Annotated in this window: 14 protein-coding genes and 1 other RNA gene; 8 read left to right on the forward strand and 7 right to left on the reverse strand. The window is 70.4% G+C overall.

The window, feature by feature from the left end; translation table 11 throughout:
- Nucleotides 1-31 precede the first annotated feature (31 nt).
- Nucleotides 32-547, forward strand: coding sequence for a DinB family protein (locus ACFYZR_RS02160; protein WP_391903657.1), 516 nt, complete (start codon nucleotides 32-34; stop codon nucleotides 545-547).
- 18 nt (nucleotides 548-565) lie between these two features.
- Here the strand turns inward: ACFYZR_RS02160 and ACFYZR_RS02165 are convergent, their stop codons facing one another.
- The gene (locus tag ACFYZR_RS02165) at nucleotides 566-1,120 is read right to left on the reverse strand and encodes a superoxide dismutase family protein (RefSeq protein WP_391903660.1); all 555 of its coding nucleotides are present in this window, start codon (nucleotides 1,118-1,120) and stop codon (nucleotides 566-568) included.
- Between the two features lie 153 nt (nucleotides 1,121-1,273).
- Here ACFYZR_RS02165 and ACFYZR_RS02170 point away from each other — a divergent pair, with 153 nt between their 5' ends.
- Nucleotides 1,274-2,356, forward strand: coding sequence for a hypothetical protein (locus ACFYZR_RS02170; protein ID WP_391903663.1), 1,083 nt, complete (start codon nucleotides 1,274-1,276; stop codon nucleotides 2,354-2,356).
- Nucleotides 2,357-2,377: 21 nt separating this feature from the next.
- Here the strand turns inward: ACFYZR_RS02170 and ACFYZR_RS02175 are convergent, their stop codons facing one another.
- Entirely contained in the window at nucleotides 2,378-5,230 is a 2,853-nt protein-coding gene (locus tag ACFYZR_RS02175; RefSeq protein ID WP_391903666.1) for a M4 family metallopeptidase, read from the reverse strand.
- 293 nt (nucleotides 5,231-5,523) lie between these two features.
- On the opposite strand from ACFYZR_RS02175, the gene ACFYZR_RS02180 reads away from it, so the two are divergent.
- A complete protein-coding gene (locus ACFYZR_RS02180) occupies nucleotides 5,524-5,829 on the forward strand; it encodes a DUF6247 family protein (protein ID WP_391904351.1) in 306 nt (101 codons plus the stop codon).
- Nucleotides 5,826-6,128, forward strand: coding sequence for a hypothetical protein (locus tag ACFYZR_RS02185; RefSeq protein WP_391903669.1), 303 nt, complete (start codon nucleotides 5,826-5,828; stop codon nucleotides 6,126-6,128). Before ACFYZR_RS02180 ends, ACFYZR_RS02185 begins: the two co-directional genes overlap by 4 nt.
- Nucleotides 6,129-6,181: 53 nt before the next feature.
- Here the strand turns inward: ACFYZR_RS02185 and rnpB are convergent.
- Nucleotides 6,182-6,593: RNase P RNA component class A (rnpB, locus tag ACFYZR_RS02190), an RNA gene on the reverse strand.
- Between the two features lie 127 nt (nucleotides 6,594-6,720).
- On the opposite strand from rnpB, the gene yaaA reads away from it, so the two are divergent.
- Nucleotides 6,721-7,521, forward strand: a complete 801-nt coding sequence (yaaA, locus tag ACFYZR_RS02195; RefSeq protein ID WP_391903672.1) for a peroxide stress protein YaaA — start codon at nucleotides 6,721-6,723, stop codon at nucleotides 7,519-7,521.
- Between the two features lie 56 nt (nucleotides 7,522-7,577).
- Nucleotides 7,578-8,216: a bifunctional 4-hydroxy-2-oxoglutarate aldolase/2-dehydro-3-deoxy-phosphogluconate aldolase gene (locus tag ACFYZR_RS02200; RefSeq protein ID WP_391903674.1), complete on the forward strand. Its 639-nt coding sequence runs from the start codon at nucleotides 7,578-7,580 to the stop codon at nucleotides 8,214-8,216.
- Here the strand turns inward: ACFYZR_RS02200 and ACFYZR_RS02205 are convergent.
- Both ACFYZR_RS02205 and ACFYZR_RS02210 read right to left on the reverse strand, forming a co-directional pair.
- Nucleotides 8,213-8,347, reverse strand: a complete 135-nt coding sequence (locus ACFYZR_RS02205) for a DUF397 domain-containing protein (RefSeq protein ID WP_229356879.1) — start codon at nucleotides 8,345-8,347, stop codon at nucleotides 8,213-8,215. The genes ACFYZR_RS02200 and ACFYZR_RS02205 overlap by 4 nt on opposite strands.
- The gene (locus tag ACFYZR_RS02210) at nucleotides 8,298-9,251 is read right to left on the reverse strand and encodes a Scr1 family TA system antitoxin-like transcriptional regulator (protein WP_391903677.1); all 954 of its coding nucleotides are present in this window, start codon (nucleotides 9,249-9,251) and stop codon (nucleotides 8,298-8,300) included. The genes ACFYZR_RS02205 and ACFYZR_RS02210 overlap by 50 nt, the downstream gene beginning before the upstream one ends.
- 110 nt (nucleotides 9,252-9,361) lie before the next feature.
- Between ACFYZR_RS02210 and ACFYZR_RS02215 the strand changes: the two genes are divergently transcribed.
- The gene (locus ACFYZR_RS02215) at nucleotides 9,362-9,709 is read left to right on the forward strand and encodes a hypothetical protein (protein WP_391903680.1); all 348 of its coding nucleotides are present in this window, start codon (nucleotides 9,362-9,364) and stop codon (nucleotides 9,707-9,709) included.
- Between the two features lie 459 nt (nucleotides 9,710-10,168).
- Here ACFYZR_RS02215 and ACFYZR_RS02220 read toward each other — a convergent pair whose 3' ends face one another.
- Nucleotides 10,169-10,621: an RICIN domain-containing protein gene (locus ACFYZR_RS02220; protein ID WP_391903682.1), complete on the reverse strand. Its 453-nt coding sequence runs from the start codon at nucleotides 10,619-10,621 to the stop codon at nucleotides 10,169-10,171.
- Between the two features lie 126 nt (nucleotides 10,622-10,747).
- Between ACFYZR_RS02220 and ACFYZR_RS02225 the strand changes: the two genes are divergently transcribed.
- Nucleotides 10,748-11,371 carry a DNA-binding response regulator gene (locus tag ACFYZR_RS02225; protein ID WP_391903685.1) on the forward strand — a complete coding sequence of 208 codons (624 nt, stop codon included), beginning with the start codon at nucleotides 10,748-10,750 and terminating at the stop codon, nucleotides 11,369-11,371.
- Between the two features lie 76 nt (nucleotides 11,372-11,447).
- Here ACFYZR_RS02225 and ACFYZR_RS02230 read toward each other — a convergent pair whose 3' ends face one another.
- Nucleotides 11,448-12,632 (reverse strand): bifunctional RNase H/acid phosphatase, encoded by a 1,185-nt coding sequence (locus ACFYZR_RS02230; RefSeq protein ID WP_391903687.1) that lies wholly within the window; start codon nucleotides 12,630-12,632, stop codon nucleotides 11,448-11,450.

Genomic DNA, 12,632 nt, shown 5'->3' on the forward strand with positions numbered 1-12,632 from the left:
AGCCGGAGACCGGGCGCCCTAACGTGCAGGCATGGCACCTTCACTCGAGCGTCCCCCTTTGCAGGCCGACGAACGCACCGCGCTCGTCGGCTGGCTGGATCTGCAGCGGCAGATCCTGCGATGGAAATGCGAGGGCCTCAGCGAGGCCGACGCGCACCGCTCCGTCATCCCGACCTCGCCGGCGATGACGATGGCCGGGCTCATCAGCCATATGCGGTGGGTCGAGCACACCTGGCTGGAAGTGCTGTTCCTGGGCGGCGACAAGACGCGGAACCCGTCCTTCGACGAGACGGACGAGGACGCCAATTGGCGTACCGACGGCATCCCGCTGAAGCAGCTGCTCGCGGAGTACGAGGCCCAGTGCGCCCGGAGCGACGAGATCGTGGCCGCGGCCTCCCTGGACGACGTCGGCCGCCACCCCGGCTACCACTCCGGCAGCGCCAGCCTCCGCTGGATGCTCATCCATCTCGTCGAGGAGACCGGACGGCACGCGGGGCACGCGGACATCGTGAGGGAGCTGCTCGACGGGACGAAGGGCTACTACTAGGGAGTTCTACAGGGAGCTCTAGTCGAACGGCACGTTGACGCAGGCGAGCCGTGCCCCGGCCGTTCCGGCCTTGCCGGGCGCGGTCTCGGTGGCGTGCTCGTGGATGACGACGGAACGGGCCTCGCCGGCGCGGAAGCGCCACTTCACGGTGGTGGCGGAGCGGCCGTTCCCGCGCTTGTCGGTGGTGAGGTCCAGCCATGCCTCGTTCTGCGGGTTGGCGTATTTCGGGTCCACGGACGGGGACTTGGGGTCCTTGACGTTCTGGTAGTGCGCCCCGGAGTCGTCGGGCGCGTTGCCGCACGGCTTCTGGTGGACGTGGGCCCCGTACGTCCGGCTCCCCTGGAGCCCCCGCACCCTCAGCACGACCCGCGTCCCGTCCTTCCCCTTCCGCTCCACCACGGCGACCCGGCTCTTCTCCGGCACCCCTTTCTTGTCGAACGTCACCGCCCGGTGGTTACCGCTGCCGGCCGCCTCGAACTGCCCGTGGACGTTCGGGCCGTGCCCCGGGGTCGTCGCACCCAGGGGCGCGGTGACGGCAAGGGCAGCGGCGACGGCTGTGACAAGGAAGGACATGTTCCGCCCCTTTCAGGCGCGGTGCTCGGCAGGGTGGATCCTCGTTCACGCTAGCCGCGTACCGCGAAGAGCGCGCGGCCCCGATGGACCAATGGGGTTAACCCGGCCGCATCGCGCCGACCCCACCCGCCACGATGGACGATATTCGCCGCTATGGCCGGTACCCGACACCATCAGCGCCGCTTCGAGAAGGGCACGTGGGAGCTCCGCGAAGGAGCCCGTTCGCGCATCGGCGAACTCCGCGCGCGCGTCCGGATCGCGAAGGACAGAGCGCTCGCGGACACCGACCCCGAGGTGCGGGCCGCGGCCCCGGCGCTGGCCGACGAGGCGTTCGCGGAGCTCCAGGCGGCGGAGGACGCCCTCAGCCACGGCGACCACCCCGGCCGCCGGCCGAACAAGCACCTCGCGGTGGCGAACGTCCGTATCGACGCGGCGTACGGCCTGATGCTGCGCATGGCCCCGCTGTCCGACGTCCAGGCGCTGATGCCCGGCCTGGTGGCCCTCGTGCGGGAGCAACTGCCGGTCACCGACGAACGGCGGAAACGGGCCGAGGAGATCGCGCGGGAGACCTGCGACGCCCCGCTGACCCCCGCCCAGCGCGCGGCCCTCGTCGGCGCGGTCGTCACCGCCCAGCAGGCCCTGCAGCGCGAGAAGCTCCGCGCGCTCGGCTTCGTCCGCATCGTGGTGATCGTCAGCCTGGGGCTGGCGGCGATGGCGCTCGCGGTCGCCCTGCTCGGCGTCTGGGCGCCGGACGTGGTGCCGCTGTGCTTCCGGCCGGAGGGCATCGGCATCGTCTGCCCGACGGGCATGGAACCGCCGTCCGATGTGAAGGACATCGACGAGGCGTTCGGCAGGGCCGCGTCGAAGTGGGACTACCCCGTGGTCGAGATGACCGGGACCGTGGCCGCGTCGGTGGCCGCCGCGCTGTCCCTGCGCCACATCAGGGGCACGCCCGCCTCCTACAACGTGCCGGTGGCGCTGGCGCTGCTGAAGCTGCCGATGGGGGCGCTGACCGCCGTCCTGGGCCTGCTGCTGATGCGCGGCGACTTCGTCCCCGGCCTCAGCGCCCTGGACTCCTCCGCGCAGATCATCGCCTGGTCCCTGATCTTCGGCTACGCCCAGCAGGTGTTCACCAAGTTCGTCGACGACCAGGGCCTGGCCGTGATGAACGCCATCGGCGGCCCGCACGCCCGGCCCTACGCGGGGTCGGGGTGCGAGCCGCAGGAGGCGGTCTAGCCGCAGCCGAAGGTGGCTACATCAGCCGCAGTTGCCCGCCGGGCGGGTGCGGGTGACCAGGTCGGCGTAGCCGGCGGAGGAGTCGATCCACACCACCTGCGTGCCGGACACCGCCGCTGGCAGGCCCTGCTCACCGCGGTTGCAGGACATCCGGGCGCGGCGCGAACCGTCCACGGAGAACTGCCACAGCTTGGGCAGGGTCTCGTTGCGGTACCCCGGCCCCGTGTCGGGCGTGCGCGACCGGACGGTCACCGCGTCCTCGGAGGCCGTCAGCGCCTCCGGGTACAGGGCATCCGCTCCCTGCTCCTTGCTGATGTCCATCACGCCCGTACCGTCGAGGTTCGCGCGCCGGACGGCCCGCTGGCCCTGGTCGGCGACCTCGTCGACCGTCCAGAAGACGTACTTGCTCGTGATGGCGGTCTGGCCGACGTTCAGGGGCGTGCCGAGCTGCGGCATCACGGTCGTCTTCCCGGACGCGATGTCCAGGACCTTCGTGAAGTACTCGTACTTCCCGCGCCCCTTGTAGATGCGCGTACCGTAGGCGATCTTTCCGTTCTTCAGTGAGTGCTGGCCGATCCCGTTGAAGCGGCCGATGGCGTCGTCGACCATGGTCGGCTCCTTGTCGCCCTTGCGCAGGTAGCCCAGTTGCGAGGCGCCGCGCCGGAAGGCCTGGACGAAGACGACGACGTCGCCGTCCACCTTCGCCTGCTGGTGGAACCCGTACCGGCTGTGCACCAGCGTCTTGACGGGGCCGCCCGCCAGCGGCCGGGACAGCAGGTCGTGGCCGCGGGGCCCCTGTGCCTGCCAGACCACGGTCTTGCCGTCGGTGACCGGGTTGATGTGGAAGCGGCCGTCGTTGGGGCTGATCAGCTTCTTCTCACCGGTGCCGTCCGCGCGGCCCGCCCAGATGGAGTAGGGCTCGCTGCCGCTCTCGTTCGACTTGGACGCGACCCACCAGCCGCCGCCCGCGCCGACGCGCGAGTCCCTGGTCTCGAGCCTGCCGAGCAGCTGGTCGGTGTCGGCGCCGATGGCCAGCTCCCAGTCGGGGACGATGCCGTGACCGTTGAAGGCGCGCGTGACGGCGTTCAGGTCCTTGCCGGTGACGCCGAGGTCCTTGGCGGCGGCGATGACGGCGTTGCGGCCCTCGGTGAAGCCGTCCAGCGGGGTCATGTACTCGGTGAGCGCCCGGTAGACGATCTTGTCGGCGAGGGTGCGGTTCAGGTCCTTGCGGATGTCCCACAGGGCGCCGGAGAAGATGGTGGAGTTGAGGTGGACGCCGCCGTTGTCGGTGGCGAAGTCGACGCCGAGGAAGCCCTTGGAGGTCGTCCTGCCGTCGTTCATGTCCCGGGTGGCGCACGCGCGCGGGGACTTGGTGCGGCACAGCCCCTCGCCCAGCAGCCCCGCGTCGGGGCTGTCCATGGGCGTTCCGTGCGCGTCGGTGTCGATGGCGTTGCCGAAGTAGTCCGCGATCGCCTCGTTGAGGGCGCCGGACTGACCCGCGTAGACGAGGTTGGCGCTGTTCTCGACGACGCCGTGCGTCATCTCGTGCCCGACGACGTCCAGGGCCGCGGAGAACGGGCGGTACTCCGCGTCGCCCCCGCCGTACACCATCTTGGCGCCGTCCCAGAAGGCGTTGGCGTACGGCGTCCCGTAGTAGGTGACGCCGACCATGGAGTTGATGGCCATGCCCCGGCCGTCGAGGCTGTCCCGGCCGTGGACGGACTTGTAGTAGTCGTAGACCTTCCCGGCCGCCCAGTGGGCGTCGACGGCGCCGGCCTCGGTGGCCTCCTTGTCGAAGGCGGGGTTCGGCGACCTGAACTCCAGGACGTCGGAGGGCCATTGGCCCGAGACCTCGTCGACGGTCTTCTTGCGGACGTCCCAGGTCGAGATCTCGGCCTTGCTGCTGTCGCGCATACGGGCGGTGTCGCGCATGACGTACTGGTTGTTCGAGGGCTCGTGGGTCAGGTCGAGCTCGACGGTCGTCCCGTCGAACTTGACGCCGGAGCCCTTGACGGCGGAGCCGTCGGCGGCGACCCGCTGCCCGGCCGGGGACGCGGCCATGGATCCGGACGCGGACCCGCCGCCTCCGGCAGTGCCGAATGTCTTGATACCGCTGTACTGAAGGACGGGATATCCGGCCTTGGCGTCGATGTACACCTCGCGCAGCACGGGCTGCCGGGTGGCGGGGTCGGTGCCGCGTACGGTCACGTGGTGGGTGAGCACCCCGGGCCCCTTGGGCAGCACGACGAGGCCGCGCGCGGTGCCGCTGAGCGGCGGCGCGTCCCCCGCCTCCCCGGTGTCGACGCCGAAGCCCTCGCGGTCGAGCTGGGCGAGTGTCGTATCGACGGCCCGCTCGACAGCGAGTTCCTCACTCACCTCGGGCGTGGTGCCGGTGGTCAGCGCTGTGAAGTATTTGCCGGAGGCGCCGGTCACGACACGTTTACCGTTTTGACGCTGCATGCGAACGACGTACTGCCCGCCGAGGACGTCGACGCCCCGGTGCTTCTGCTGGAAGCGCACTGTCTCCGAGGTGCCGTTCGTGACGGTCTGGACGGCGGCGAGGTCACGGTCGGGGCGGTCGATGCGGTAACGATCCTTCTTCCCCGCGAGGTGCCGCTTCGCCGCATCGGCGGCGCTGCCGGATGCCCCGGCGTCCTCCCGGATGCCGCCGACCAGGGAAGGGGTGGAGGTCCCCTTCCCCGGCACCACCTCGGCGGGCCCCGGGGTGGGCGGTGGCGCGGCGACCGCCTGCGCGGGCACCACCGACACGACGAGGGCGGCCGCGCCGATCAGCGCTGCCGCCCCTGCTATGCCGCTCTTCGCGGCCTGTCTTCCACCTGATCCTCTGCCTGAACGCGCTCTGGATGTGCGCACGATTCCCCCTCGTACGTACCGGAACGTTCACCGGAACCGGGACCGGAGCCGGAACGGCTTCGATCGGGGCATATGCAACCGGTGGGGGGTGGGTCGCACAATGGGGCACGGGTGGGGTTGGGTGGCTTTTCGGTCGGGATGGGGCAAGGGATGTACAGCGACCGCATCGTCGCCCTCGCCTCGCCTGGCTACTGTGTACCCACCCGCTTCCGCAAGCGATGACTGCACCGCCTGAGAAGGAGCTCCACTTGAGCGCCCACTCCGCCACACAGCGCCCCGCCGGTGTCCCGCCCATGCCCGAACGCAACCCGAAGGCTCTCCGGGAAGCGATCGCCGCCCATGCCCCGCAACTCCTCGCCGACTTCGACCGGCACTGGAAGCGGGACATCGCCGACACCTACGACCTCACGCCCGTCCCGGCGTTCATGGCCCGCTGGTGGACCGAGTACGCCCTCGCCCGCGACCCTCGACTGGACGCCCGGGTGTCCGACCTCGAGGACCGCGCCGCCGAAGCCGGTGACACCGCGGAGGCCCGCGCCCTCCTCGAACAGGCCGCGCACCTGCGGCGGGAAGCCGGACACGCGGAGCCCGGCCAGTGACCGACGACGGGTTCATGGGCCCGCCGTGGCAGATCGACTACGTCGAAGGCGCCCGCACCTACCGCGACTCGCTGCCCGAAGACGTGCGGAAGGCTTTCCGGGACGCTCTGATCGACGTCCTCACCGCCAAGGACCCCTACCGGCCCGGGGAGCACGTCCCGGTCGAACCCGCCAGGTCCACCCGCTTCCGAGGCCCCCACATCCTGGCCTTCGACGGCGGGCGCGGATGGGCCCGCTTCGTCTTCATCCGTCGCACCGCGGACCCGCAAATCGTGATCGAAGAACTCTTCTGGCAGTGACCACGACGCGCCCCAGCGCCTGCCTGCTTTCGCAGGTCAGATGGGGGATGGGGCGGACGAGCCGGCCTGTACGCCGGGTTCTGTGCGCGCGGTCCCTTGCGGGAGCCGCGGCGGCGGCCATCCATCTAGGCCTGCCGTTGCCGACAGGCTCGTGCGGTCTACCCGCGGACTCGGGCGGGCAGCCCTCGATCGTCCGCGCAGGGCCGCCGCCGTGAAGCGACCGCCCCTCTTGACCTTGCTCCGGGTGGGGTTTACCTAGCCGCCTGGGTCACCCCAGGCGCTGGTGGTCTCTTACACCACCGTTTCACCCTTACCGGGAATCCGAAGATCCCCGGCGGTCTGTTTTCTGTGGCACTGTCCCGCGGGTCACCCCGGGTGGGCGTTACCCACCACCCTGCCGTATGGAGCCCGGACGTTCCTCGGGAGACCCCCTGAAGGGTCCCACGCGGCCGCCCGGCCGGCTCGTCCGCCGTGCCCCCATGCTACCGGCCCACCGCCAGGCCCGTTCACGCCGGGGCGATCACCACCGCGTTAGGGTGCGACACGGATACCCCGAACGGATACCCAAGAGGCTCACCCAAGGAGATCGACCGTGCTCGTGCTGTTGCCGCCGTCCGAGGGGAAGGCCACGGGCGGCACCGGGCCCGCGCTGGACGCGGACGCACTCTCGCTGCCCGGCCTCGCGGCGGCCCGGGAGGCCGTGCTCACCGAGCTCGTGGACCTCTGCTCCGGCGACGAGGACAAGGCCGCCGACGTCCTCGGCCTCAGCCCCGGCCTCCGCGGCGAGATCGCCAAGAACGCCGCCCTGCGGACGTCCGCCACCCGCCCCGCCGGGGAGATCTACACCGGCGTCCTCTACGACGCCCTCGGCCTCGCCACCCTCGGCGGCCCCGCCCGCCGCGCCGCCGAGCGCTCCCTCCTCGTCTTCTCCGGCCTCTGGGGCGCGGTCCGGATCACCGACCCCATCCCCTCCTATCGCTGCTCGATGGGCGTCAAGCTTCCCGGCCTCGGCGCCCTCGGCGCGTACTGGCGCGGTCCCATGGCCGACGTCATGCCGGAGGTCGCGGGCGACGGCCTCGTCCTGGACCTGCGGTCCGCCGCCTACGCCACCGCCTGGAAGCCCAAGGGCGAGCTCGCCGAGCGGACGGCGACCGTGCGGGTCCTCCACTCCAAGATCGTGGGCGGAGTGGAGAAGCGGACGGTCGTCAGCCACTTCAACAAGGCCACGAAGGGCCGTCTCGTCCGCGAGCTCCTCACCGCCGGGCTCGACCCCGCCACCCCGGCCGAACTCGCGGGCGCGCTGCGCGAGCTCGGGTACGTTGTGGAGGGCGACGACGCCCCCGTGAAGCGCGGCAAGCCGCAGGCGCTCGATGTGATCGTGACCGACCTCTGACGGTTCCGTTGCACGTGCTGCAACGTCCGTTGTGGTGAACGATCCGTCTCGGCAGGATGACGGGCGTGACCGATCTCCTTGATCTCGCACCCGTCATCCCCGTCGTCGTCCTCCACGACATCGCCGACGCGATACCGCTCGCGCGGGCGCTGGTGGCGGGAGGACTGCCCGTGATCGAGGTCACCCTGCGGACCCACACCGCGCTGGACGCGATCCGTGCGATCTCCGCTGACGTACCGGAGGCCATCGTCGGCGCCGGAACGGTCCTGCGCCCCGCGCAGGCCGAGGCCGCCGTCGAGGCCGGGGCCCGTTTTCTGGTCAGCCCGGGCTGGACGGACCGGCTCCTGGACGCGCTGCGCGCGACCGGCATGCCGTTCCTGCCGGGCGTCGCCACGGCGTCGGAGGTGCTGGCGCTGCTGGAACGCGGGGTGCGCGAGATGAAGTTCTTCCCGGCGGAGGCGGCGGGCGGGGTGAGCCATTTGCAGTCGCTCTCCGCGCCCCTGCCTACGGCCCGCTTCTGCCCTACGGGCGGGATCGGGCCGGACTCGGCCCGCGAGTACCTGGCCCTGCCGAACGTGGGCTGCGTCGGCGGTACGTGGATGCTGCCGCCCGATGCGGTACGGAACCACGACTGGGGTCGGGTGAAGGAGCTCGCCGCGCAGGCGGCGGCATTGCGGGGCGCGGGCGCCGCCTAGACGGCGCCGCGCTTCAGCCCGTTCACGAAGGCCGCCCACGCGGCGGCCCGGAAGACCAGGGCGGGGCCCTGGGGAGCGAACTTACTGTCCCTTACGGGGACGAAGTCGGGGATACCGGGGGCTATTTCTATGCAGTTGCCTGCGTCGTTGCCGCTGTAGCTGCTTTTGCGCCACATTGCCATTGCGCTCATACCCTTCCATTGCATCTCTGATCAAGGCGGCGGAGTCGGGACCTGAGAGGCAGTCAGCCCTGAGCACATCGTAGAGCTTGGTGTAGCGCGCGATAATCGCCGGATCGTTGATGAAATGGCCCGCTTCCAAGGATTCCGAGTACACCCAGTCCTGCCCGTCGGGCAGCCTGATCAGCGACATCGACCCCTTTGGCCTGGCCAGCTGTGCGCTGAAGGGCACTACCTGGACCCCCAAGTTCGTCCGCTCGCCAGCGAGCAGCAGCTGCGCGCACTGGTCGCGCATCACCGCCGCGCTCCCGACGACGTTGCGAATGGTGCTCTCGTCCAGGACCACGACCAGAAGCGGGCCGTCGGTCTCCAGGAAGCGCTGCTGTCGGCTCATTCGGGCCGTCACTCGTTCGTCCAGTTCGCGTCCCGAGGAGAATTGCGAGAGCAGCGCTCGCGCATATTCCTCGGTCTGCAACAGGCCCGGCACCACGTCGATCTGGTACTCGCGAAGCGCGACCGCCTTCTCCTCCATCTCCACCCGTCGTTTGAACCAGTCCGGATGACTGACCTCCGGGTACCAGTCGATCTTCCGCCACAGCTTGGCGAACATCTCCCCCGTGTCCAGCACCCGATCGCACGCCTGGACGAACCGCTGCTGGGGGACCCGCGTCCCCACCTCCACCCTCGCCACCAGCGACCGATTGCACGGGATCTTGACCGCCAGGTCCTCCTGCCTCAGCCCCGCGACCTCCCGGTGGTGCCGCAGCACCTCGCCGAAGACCGCCGCCGTCGTGGCTCCCCCGCCACTCCCATCGCGTCGCATCGCACTGTCCTCCCCCTGTTCCAGATTGCCCATGGCACGTGCAAAACGTTGAGAGCGTAGGCAGCGATCCGCAACTCTGTCCTTACAACAAGTAGTTGGTCACCCACATGAGCGTGTTTCAACGGCCGAACTCAAGGAAACCGATGGTTCCTCTCAGCTACTCCACCTCCCCACGACCCTCCGACGCGGACCTGCGCCGGCTCTCCGCGCAGACCGCGCGCGAGCTCCAGACCGTCTGTCGTGATCACGGCTGGGCCCTGGACATCACCGCGGGCGAACCCGCGAGCGGCAGCGCATATGTGCAGTTCCCGCCGCTCCGGGTGGACGTGGCGCAGCAGATCATCGCCGGGCTGCGGCGGCTGCTCACCAACCGTTGTGCCGAATGCGCGGCGATCAAGCGGCGACGCGCCCAGGCGATCAGGGACAAGGACATGACCACGGCGGCCGCCGCTGCCGCGGCCATGGGGAGACACCAACGGGCGGTTCACTGACAACATCTGGCCTACACATGACCGGCGACGCGCTAACCTGCTGCCGCCATGAACGATTTCGTTGACGAAGCCCGCTCGCGAGTCGCACATCTGCTCCGGATGGCCAATACGACCGATGACCGGATGAGGGCACAGATCATCGAGTACGCCGATACGACCCCCGAGCCCCCGGTGATAAGCAGGGGGGCCGGGATCGTCACGAGCGGCTGTTCCCGGTGCCTGCGGACGGCCTGGCGGCAGCACGACTCCGAGGGGCCGCTGTGGGTGTGCGGCACGTGCGGGCACGTGGAGCCGATCACCATGCGGTGCCCGGAGTGCGATGTCGACATGACTCCGCCACGTATGGGCGCGCCCGACCACTGGGAGTGCCCCACTTGCGACCGGGTCGGATCGACTCTCGCCACGTCATGACAAAGCCGCGCCCCGCGTGATCGCGGGGCGCGGGCTGAGTATCGGTGGTCAGATGGTCCAGCGCTGGTAGTTCCCGCCGTTGCAGTCGTGCGGGTACATGGACGAGCCGTTGGTGTCCAGGCACTTGCCCGTCGCCACGTTCTGGAGCTGGTACGGGTAGCCGTTGAAGGTCCAGCGCTGGTAGTTGCCGCCGTTGCAGTCGTGGGGATAGACCGACGATCCGTTGGTGTCGAGACACTTGCCGGTGGAGACGTTCTGGAGCTGGTAGCCGCTGCCACCGGCGTATCTGTTCCAGCGCTGGTAGTTGCCGCCGTTGCAGTCGTGGGGGTAGATCGACGAGCCGTTGGTGTCCAGGCACTTGCCCGTCGCCACGTTCTGGAACTGGAAGGGGCCGTCCAGCGCGCTCGCGCCGGCGGACGGGGCGAACGCCGTGAGCGCCGCGGTGATCACGGCGGCTCCCGCTGCCAGCGCGGACTTCCTGCCCTTGAACACAGACCTCATTGATGCCTCCCTGTCGAACCCGTTCACTGCTGTTTTGTTCGAACACAGCTTGAACGTCGAGGAATTGACTCAGTAGTGCGAGAAGTCATCGGTTGGCCGGGAGTTCGCACGGGGAGGGTCTGACACATGTCACGTGCCTGCGCATCCGCGATCCGTGTCGTACTCACCGGCGACGAACCCCTCTCCCGGGGAGCCCTGGCCGCGCTGCTGGAGCGCGAGGCCGACTTCAGCGTCGTCGCACAGACCGACGACTGCCTCACCGCCGTCGGCGCGGTGACCGAACAGCGGCCTGATCTGGTCGTCCTGGATCTGGAACCGCCCGCACGGGACGCGGCGGAGGCGGCACGGACCATCCGCCTGGCCCGGGACGTGCCGATCGTCCTGCTCACCCGGTGCACCCGGCCCGGGGCGCTGCGCCGGGCCCTCGCGGCGGGCGTGGACGGATACGTACCGAAGAGCACCGAGGCGTCGAAGCTGGCGGGGATCCTGCGGGGGGTGCACGCCGGGGAGCGGTATGTGGATCCGCAGGTCGCGGCGCTGGCCCTGACCCGGCCGGGGTGTCCGCTGACCGCGCGGGAGCTCGAAGTCTTGCGGTACACGCGGCGGGGAGCGGCGGCGGCCGCGATCGCGCAGTCGATCAGTCTGTCGCCCGGGACCGTGCGCAACTACCTGTCTTCGGCCATGGGGAAGCTGAACGCGCGTACGCGTTTTGAAGCGGCGCAGTTCGCGTGGGAGGAGGGGTGGCTGTGAGGGGTGGGTGGGGGTTGAGGCCCCGGTCCCACCCTTTCACCGTTTCCTCCTCAAACGCCGGAGGGGCTGAATGGGCTCACCGCAGGTGCGACGTGTCGTTCAGCAGTCGCAGCGACGCGTTGCCGTCGCCGTAGTACGCCACCGCCGACAGTGACGCCGCCGAGAGTTCCATGCGGAACAGGGACTCGGGCGGGGCGCCCAGGGCGAGCCGTACCAGCGTCTTGATCGGTGTCACGTGCGTGACCAGCAGCACCGTGCGGCCCGCGTAGCGGGTGATGAGCTTGTCGCGGGAGAGGGAGACGCGGCGGGCGACCGTCGCGAAGCTCTCGCCGCCGCCCGTCGGGGCGGCCTTGGTGGAGGCCAGCCAGGCGCTCAGGTCCTCGGGGAAGCGCTCGCGGACCTCGGCGAAGGTCAGGCCCTCCCAGCTGCCGAAGTCGGCCTCGCGCAGGCCCTCCTCGACGCGGACGTCCAGGCCGAGGCGGGCCGCGATGGTCCCGGCCGTTTCCCGGCAGCGGCGCATCGGGGAGCTGACGACGGCCTGGATGGTGCCGCGTGCTGCCAGGGCGGCGGCGGCCGCCTCGGCCTGGCGGCGACCTGCGGCGGAGAGCTCCGGGTCGGTGCCGCTGCTGCCGGAGAATCGCTTCTCCGGGGTGAGGGCGGTCTCGCCGTGGCGGAGCAGGACGAACGTGGTGGGCGCGCCGAGGTCGGCGGGGGCGGCCCAGCCGATGGGGGCGGCCTTGGGCTCGGCCAGGGGTTCGGCGGCGGGGATCTCCAGGGCGGCCGCGACACCGGACGCTCCACCGGACGTGCCCCGGTCGGCCGAGGACAGGCCCGGCTCCCACTGCCTGCCCGCCTTGCCCGCGTCCATGGCCTCGTTGGCCAGCCGGTCCGCGTGCTTGTTCTTCTCGCGCGGGATCCACTGGTAGGAGACCTGTCCCGCCGGGTAGACCCGCTGGGCCCGGGCGGCGAGCGGCTTCATGTCGGGGTGCTTGATCTTCCAGCGGCCGGACATCTGCTCGACGACGAGCTTGGAGTCCATCCGGACCTGGATCTCGGCGTCGGGGTCGAGGGCGCGGGCGGCCTCCAGGCCGGCGATCAGGCCCTTGTACTCGGCGACGTTGTTCGTGGCCGTGCCGATGTACTCGGCGGCCTCGGCGAGGGCCTCGCCGGTGACGGCGTCGAGGACGACCGCGCCGTAGCCGGCGGGGCCCGGGTTGCCCCGGGAGCCGCCGTCGGCCTCGACGATGAAGCGGTTGGGCAT

Origin of the sequence: Streptomyces sp. NPDC001678, from assembly GCF_042892945.1 — a bacterium.
In the GTDB taxonomy this organism is placed as follows: domain Bacteria; phylum Actinomycetota; class Actinomycetes; order Streptomycetales; family Streptomycetaceae; genus Streptomyces.